Origin of the sequence: Oryzomicrobium sp. (assembly GCF_036820405.1) — a bacterium.
In the GTDB taxonomy this organism is placed as follows: Bacteria; Pseudomonadota; Gammaproteobacteria; order Burkholderiales; family Rhodocyclaceae; genus Oryzomicrobium.
This window is the reverse complement of sequence record NZ_DAISLS010000013.1, coordinates 163,167-169,548: the sequence shown is the minus strand read 5'-3', so window position 1 is coordinate 169,548 and position 6,382 is coordinate 163,167. Positions and strand designations below refer to the sequence as shown.

Sequence of the window (6,382 nt, the reverse complement as noted above, 5' to 3'; positions counted from 1 at the left end):
GATGTCGAGCGTCGCGGCCGTGTCACGGAAAACCTGACTCGTATATTTCGCAAGTCCGACGCCGCCTCCCGTCCCAGTGCCGATGATCTTGAGCGTGTCGTCGCTATCGAAGAAGACCTGGATCGTGTCTTGTGCCGCACCCTTTGCGCCAAAAATGCCCTGCTGGGTGCCAAGCTTTCCACGCTTCACGATAACGCGCACCGTCCAGGTCGACTTATTCCCGGAAGCGCCAGGCGTGCGAGAAACATAGGAAGAAGCGGCCAAGCGAGTACGAAGCGACCTGGTAACTACGCCCAGCTCGTCCAGCGGGTCGCCGGTCTTGGCCATCAGCAAGGAGTTGGCGCTGCCGGGGACAATCATGCTGCGCCTCCGATCCGGGCCACGACGATACGGCTGGGGCTCTCGACGTAGTAGACGAGGTCGTCCACCGCTCCGGCCGTCTGGGTCAGTGCTGGAAGCGACACGCCATCGGCGGGCTTCCACCAAGCGCCATATGCAATGCTGACCGGGGCCACCGCCTGGGTAATCGTGATCACGCCGGACTGACCGGCCGGCATGCTTGCCGGGTTGGCCAGCACAATGGTTCCAGTCGCCGTACCCTTCCAGTTGTTCGACTGAGCGAGATCCAGTGCGATGGTGCCGGTGGTGGCCGGCAGATCCTTGGGCATGCCCGACTGGCCCATCGTCCAGCTGTTGGCCTGGTTGCTCTGGACATAGAGGCTGTCGATGTCGATGAAGATTTCGGTCGCAGTCCGGGCAATGCCGATATAGACACCATTGGCCGGTGCGACGGTGGTGATTGCACCGCTGGTGGCCGAATCAAGGTAGTAGCGCGCCCCTGGCGTCAGGCCGGAAAAGAGAATCGCATCGCCGAAAGCGTAGACCTGGGAATTGGCGACGTCGGCTACACCAACGGCGTTCTGTTTGGTGCTGCCATTGGAGAGCGCCTTGTCGAAGCAGCTATTGCCGGCGTCCCAGTACACGACATGTCCGGTGGACACCCCATTTGCAAACGCGGCACCGCCGATGACAACAGATCGCTGACCGCTCTTGATCATCTTCTGGATGGCCTGCCGGAGCTGGGTCCGGTCGGTATCCGATGCGGTCAACCCCTGGCTTTCGATCACCGCCAGAAGCTCTTCCTGCACGTTGTTGTACCACTCATAGCCAGGAACGGTGGCAGGAAGACCGGCTTGAGGATTCGGCGCAGCGAAGAAACCTGGCGTGCCCCCTCCGGGCGGAGGGGGCAAGGTGGCGATGGCCGTATTACGTCTGACGCGTTGCATTTTTTGGCTCCTATGCGTAGGAAAACAGAGCTAGGGTGTGGGCAGGCTTGTAGCGGTTGATGACAGCTTCCAGGAGGCCGTTTCCCCAAATTGCGGTGGCCATCTCGCTGTCGTCCTCAGTGGTCAGGTCACGGATGGTGTTGAGCGCTGCATTGACGTACCAGACGAAGCGGTAAGCCTCGTCGTATACCGGGTGTTCCGAGTCGAACTCGGTGGTATGTGGGGCGCACTCGGTAACCGTGATCGTGTAGCCCAGGGTGGCAGCCAGGGCGATGAAGAAAGCCGGCTTCTGGCCACCCTGCATCGTCACCTTTGTGACGAGTGCCGCCCGCCGCTCCTGGAAGCTCAGCGTGATGCCCAGGGCGGCAACCTGCTGTTCGGGCAATCCGTAGTTCCGTTCCCAGTCGGGCAACAGCGCTACCGCGGTGCGCGGGTCGGCCTCCAGGAGAAGCTGGTCACCAGATCCAATGGCGTGGTCGAGGGCATTGCCCTCGGCCGCCAGTTCGATCCCCAGGCCAGGGCCATTGGGGTCAAGGCTCACCGGCGGGAGCAGGAGTTTGAGCAGGTCGGCGTGGTTCATGACCAGCTGCTGGCGCCCCGGGTGGCCAGCTGGGTATGAGTGGCATCGACAATGGCGGCAACGTTTCCGGTAGGCGACGCAAGGGTGAAGTCCACCACCCCGGGCGTGTTGGAAACGATGCCGATCAGGCGCTTCAGGTAGGCGGTATCACCGGGCTTCAAGGTGGCGAAGTAGGCATCCATTCCGGTGTCGATTGCGGCGCTGACGTTCGCCAGGGTGTAGCCAGGAGCGAGAAGAAGCACTCCCGTCGGGTTGGCCGGCACGGCGGTCGGGCCGAAGGCCAGAAAATCGGCCTGCACCGGGCGCTGAGTGTCGATGTAGCTCTGGACTGCGGCCACCAGGGTCGCGTCGGGCAAACCGCCGGTGGTGAGGATGATGACGTCCGTGGTGCCGAGTCCGCGCCGGTTGGGATAGACGTAGGCGGCGGTCACCCCGGGCACGTTCATCGCCCAGGTGTAGTAATCGTGGGCGGCGCCGCCACAGGGCGGGTTGCGCAGAACGAAGAGCAGCCGTGCGAGGAGCGAGGGATAGGTTTCGAGATCCGTGCCGCCGCTCATGGTGCTGATAGTGGCCATGGATAGCACCCCGGATGGCGCCGAGGTCAGGGTCAGGGGCACGCCGGCGGCCAGGTTGCTGGCGGTACCAGTCTGCTTGGCCTGGGCAGCAATGCTGGCCGTGCCATCTGCGCCGATGACGCCCGCGGCCGTGCTCACGAATCCCAACCCGAGATAGCTCCCCTCGGTACCAATCGGCACCGGCATTCCCGGGGTACCCCGGACGATGATGGAACCGTTGGCGGCGGTGGCACGCTTCAAGCTCAGGCCGCGCATACTGGCGTGGCGCTCCAACCAGTCAGGGTCGCACGTGTCGGGCAGGATCTGGCGGGCGATCCACTGCTGGTGCTGGTAAATCCCCTCGATGGCGGCCCCGTTCGCATTTGCGCGGACGGCATAGTCGCCGTCACTGGCGACGTTGGCCCCCGGCCACTGGTTGCGGATGTCGCGCAGGATTCCGTCACGGATGGCCTGGTAGTCGGGCGTTACATACGGCATGGATTCACGGGCCTCACAGGACGGTGACGGGGTGCTTGAACGTCAAGCGTTCGCCGGTGGCCGCAGCGACTTCGATGAGAAGATGCAGCCAGCCATTGCCGGGTTGTTCGGTGCTGACCTCGATGTCGCTGGCCCGTCCATCGGCAATCAGCGGCTCAAGCGCCTGCTCGGCGTACTGCCTGGCCAGAAGGGCCACGCGGGTCTTGTCCTTCTCGCGTTGCAGTTCGTGCAAACGGCTGCCAAGGCTGGGGTCGGCCCAATAGCTGCCCAGAGGCGTCGTCAGGCGCAGATAGACCGCGTTGGCCAGGCCGGCCGCCGGGTCGCGCTGCGGCAGACCGCCGACCAGGATGTAATCCCGGGCGCTGGAGTCGATCAGGGCGTCGCTCATGACTGCTCCCCGGTGATGGAACCCGTCTCGGGGTGACGGTGATGCAACTGCGACTTGCCGGCGATCCGGACGTCGCCGTCGGTACTGAACGATCCGCTGGTCTGCGTTACGTCGCCTGCGAATGTGGAACCCTTGCCCCCCTTGATCGCCATACCCCCGTTGCCGTTGATCTGGCCCTGCGCCGTGACAACGGCGCTGGCGGTGACCTCGGGGGTATTGAAGGCCACCGACCCGGTGGCGTTGCCGGTGATGGCCGGGGCGTTGAATTCGATGGCCTTGGCGGCGTTGACCCGGTAGGTCTCGGTAGTGACCTCGATCAGCCGGCCCCGCTTCATGACGATGCTGTCGCCCTCGTCTGTATAGATGGCCACTTCGCCCGTCTTGAGGCCCTTAAGGCGGTATGTGCCATGCTCGGTGGCCACGACGATGGCGTGGCTGGTCTTGCCGCCTACGGGCACCGCAACGTACATGAACCCGGAAGGCGGGGTGCTTGTGAAGCCATAGTGCTGCATCAGCTCGGCGCCGCGGATCGGCTCGCCCGCCAGCCCCTCGCCGTCGATAAGCTGCACTGGCGCCGTTGTGTCGATTGCGCCGCCGCGGCCGCGGAAGGCCTGGCGGATGGCGCCCAGGGCACGACGAATGCGGGTATCGATGGTGGCGATCATTGTGTCTCCCCACCGCTGTCACCACCCGGGGCGATCCAGTTCTTGCCGCGGCGGTGCAGGCGCTTGTGAGGATGGGCATCGAGTACCCATACCCCGTCCCGGACAAGGCGTAGTTCGGTCTGGGCGCCGGCCTGGCGGCCACCAGTGAAGCGTCGGCCGATCAGAAAGAACACCCCATCCAGGCCGTGAGGCTCAGACAACACCTGGACGCGACAGCCAGGTGACCACAGTTGGCCGTCGCTCGGCTGATTCGGCGCGACGATACGGTGGCCCTTGACCGTGGCCGTCAACATAAAGCCCTTCAACCGGGCGTCGGCGATCAGCTTGCGCGCACGATCCTGAGCCACGCCGGCGTTGTCGGATTCGTGGTCCACCACGATTTTTGGCCGGTAGGCAATGGCTGCCATTTCGGTGTCCTTGAAGGTCGCGCCGATGGCGTTCCGACCTTCTTCGTGGGACGTGCCGTGGGTCTGCCCGAGTACAGTCAGGTGCGAGTACCGTTCGGCGATGGAGCGATGCTCCTCCAGTGACTCAACATTGTTGCCCTTGCCGTCGCGGCGCAGGATGAGGGTAGCTACCGGCGGGGTGGAATAATCCGGGCCTCCAATGACCAGGGTTCCGTCTGGTGCAAACCAGGGCCATAGGCCATTGGCCTCGGCTGCATTGACCAAGGCATCCCAGGCTGTATCCCCAGGCTCTACGCTGACCTTTTCGCGGATGCGGGTGCTATCGGCGGCAATACGCGGCTGAGCGATGCCAAACTCACGGGTCAATTTCGCCGCGATCTCCCCCAGAGTCACCTGCCGGGCCGAAAAGATGGGCGCCGAGCAGTCCACCAAGTCTGCCGCTTTGTCCCGGCCCGAGAGCGAAAAGCTGTGCTCGTACTTGCTCACCCGGTGGGTCAAATCATCAATACGCCCGGTCATGACCCGCTCGCTGCCGACTCGCACCTCGACTGCTGCACCCTCACTCACCGTCGGTGGCAGTCGGCCATCACGCAACCCCAGAGTGACACGCCAGGCATCAGCCGGTATGAGCAAATCCGAATCCACTTCGTAGGACTCCCAGTCCTCGTGGAACTGACCTCCCACCAGCAGCTGCACCTTGTGGTCAGACGGCGTAGGCATTGAGCACATCTCCTGCTTGCATGGCGTTGGGCAAGCGAAGGTCTGGATTGAGGCGTGCCAGCTCGGTGGCGCGGTTGTGATCGCCGTACCAGCGATGGGCCAGCAGGCGCAGGTTGCCCGGCGCCTCAACGGCCTTCTGGACGAGCGGCGGACGGGCTTCGATGATGGCTTGCGCGGCGTCTTGCAGCGCCAGTGCCAAGTCCTTCATCGGCTCGGTAATTGTCCGGGCCGTCTCCAGCGGGTAGATGGCCCGGACGGCTTCGATGGCACCCTCGATGCGGGTTCTGGCGTCGCCGACCACGCTCTCGATCTCGACGGGGGACAGGGTCAGGCCATGCTCGGGGTCGGCCTCGGCCGTCAGCACCAGGCTGGCAGCATCAGCCACACCCAATGCAGTTGCGGCGGTCACGTGGGCTTGGGTGGCGGCTACCGCCTGGCTCTCGGTGGGCGAAGCGCCCGGGAGGATCTGTGCCGTGGCGGCATTGCCACTCCCGCCAGTCCCGGTGTTCTTGCTCCCGCTGCTGCCAAAGCCATCGAAGAGGCTGAAGACATTCCCCACCGATGCCCAGTCCCCCATCAAGTTGGAACCGAAGTCCTTGAGATTGAGGATGCCGTCGGCAATGGACGAAATATCGTGGGCCCAGGCCCGGGGGAAATTGACCACGTCCATGCCGGAGAGCACCACGCCCTGCACCTGGGAGAAGGTCGCCAGGACGGGGCCGAGCATCGATTGGCGCAGGCTGTTGAGGCTCGCCAGAGGGCTGGCGTTGCGCAGGGTGTCGATGGCGTTACCCAGGGCATTGGCCAGGGCGTTCTTGGCGATGCCGCTACGCTGGCTGATGGCGCCAACCTTCTGAGAAGGAAGCGTGCGGTCGAAGAAGGGGTTGGATGGCGTGGATGCAACGAACTCCAGCGACACCAGGCATTGATCCACGTCATCGGCTTGGTGCCGAATGCGGCGATTGCGCCAGAGGGCGTTCTTGATGGAGCCGAAAACGGGGTGGATCAGCTCACCGGGGCCAGGCTGGGCCAGCACCTTGAGAAACTGCTGCAGGCGCTGCTCGTAGTCGCTGCCCCAGAATAGCGCCTCGACGGAGACCACAATGGGGCCAGCCCCAAGATCCTCGATGTCTGCCCCGTCGACATAGGGGTAGGCATGCTCGGCCGTAGCGCGAACGGCCGTGTCATCGACATTGCGGATGTCGAAAACAAAGCCCTTGTAGGAGCAATCGAGGAGAGTGTCTTTCCAAGCCATGTGCGCAGGCTACGCGCGCGCACGAGGGC

General features: G+C 64.1%; 8 protein-coding genes. All 8 read right to left on the bottom strand.

The genetic code is table 11. The annotated features are described in order from the left end of the window. The coding region (locus V7Z98_RS14305; protein ID WP_334158731.1) for a hypothetical protein at nt 1-360 on the bottom strand (360 nt) is incomplete at its 3' end. Further along, entirely contained in the window at nt 357-1,286 is a 930-nt protein-coding gene (locus tag V7Z98_RS14300) for a hypothetical protein (RefSeq protein WP_334158730.1), read from the bottom strand. The genes V7Z98_RS14305 and V7Z98_RS14300, both read right to left, overlap by 4 nt. Nucleotides 1,287-1,296: 10 nt before the next feature. Further along, entirely contained in the window at nt 1,297-1,866 is a 570-nt protein-coding gene (locus V7Z98_RS14295; RefSeq protein ID WP_334158728.1) for a YmfQ family protein, read from the bottom strand. Continuing rightward, on the bottom strand, nt 1,863-2,918 hold the full coding sequence (locus V7Z98_RS14290; RefSeq protein WP_334158726.1) for a baseplate J/gp47 family protein: 1,056 nt from the start codon (nt 2,916-2,918) through the stop codon (nt 1,863-1,865). Before V7Z98_RS14290 ends, V7Z98_RS14295 begins: the two co-directional genes overlap by 4 nt. Nucleotides 2,919-2,931: 13 nt before the next feature. Then, nucleotides 2,932-3,306, bottom strand: coding sequence for a phage GP46 family protein (locus tag V7Z98_RS14285; RefSeq protein ID WP_334158725.1), 375 nt, complete (start codon nt 3,304-3,306; stop codon nt 2,932-2,934). Continuing rightward, the gene (locus tag V7Z98_RS14280) at nt 3,303-3,971 is read right to left on the bottom strand and encodes a phage baseplate assembly protein V (RefSeq protein ID WP_334158722.1); all 669 of its coding nucleotides are present in this window, start codon (nt 3,969-3,971) and stop codon (nt 3,303-3,305) included. The genes V7Z98_RS14285 and V7Z98_RS14280 overlap by 4 nt, the downstream gene beginning before the upstream one ends. After that, a complete protein-coding gene (locus tag V7Z98_RS14275; RefSeq protein ID WP_334158720.1) occupies nt 3,968-5,098 on the bottom strand; it encodes a phage baseplate assembly protein in 1,131 nt (376 codons plus the stop codon). Before V7Z98_RS14275 ends, V7Z98_RS14280 begins: the two co-directional genes overlap by 4 nt. Further along, nucleotides 5,082-6,353 (bottom strand): DNA circularization protein, encoded by a 1,272-nt coding sequence (locus tag V7Z98_RS14270; protein WP_334158719.1) that lies wholly within the window; start codon nt 6,351-6,353, stop codon nt 5,082-5,084. The genes V7Z98_RS14275 and V7Z98_RS14270 overlap by 17 nt, the downstream gene beginning before the upstream one ends. Nucleotides 6,354-6,382: the final 29 nt, after the last annotated feature.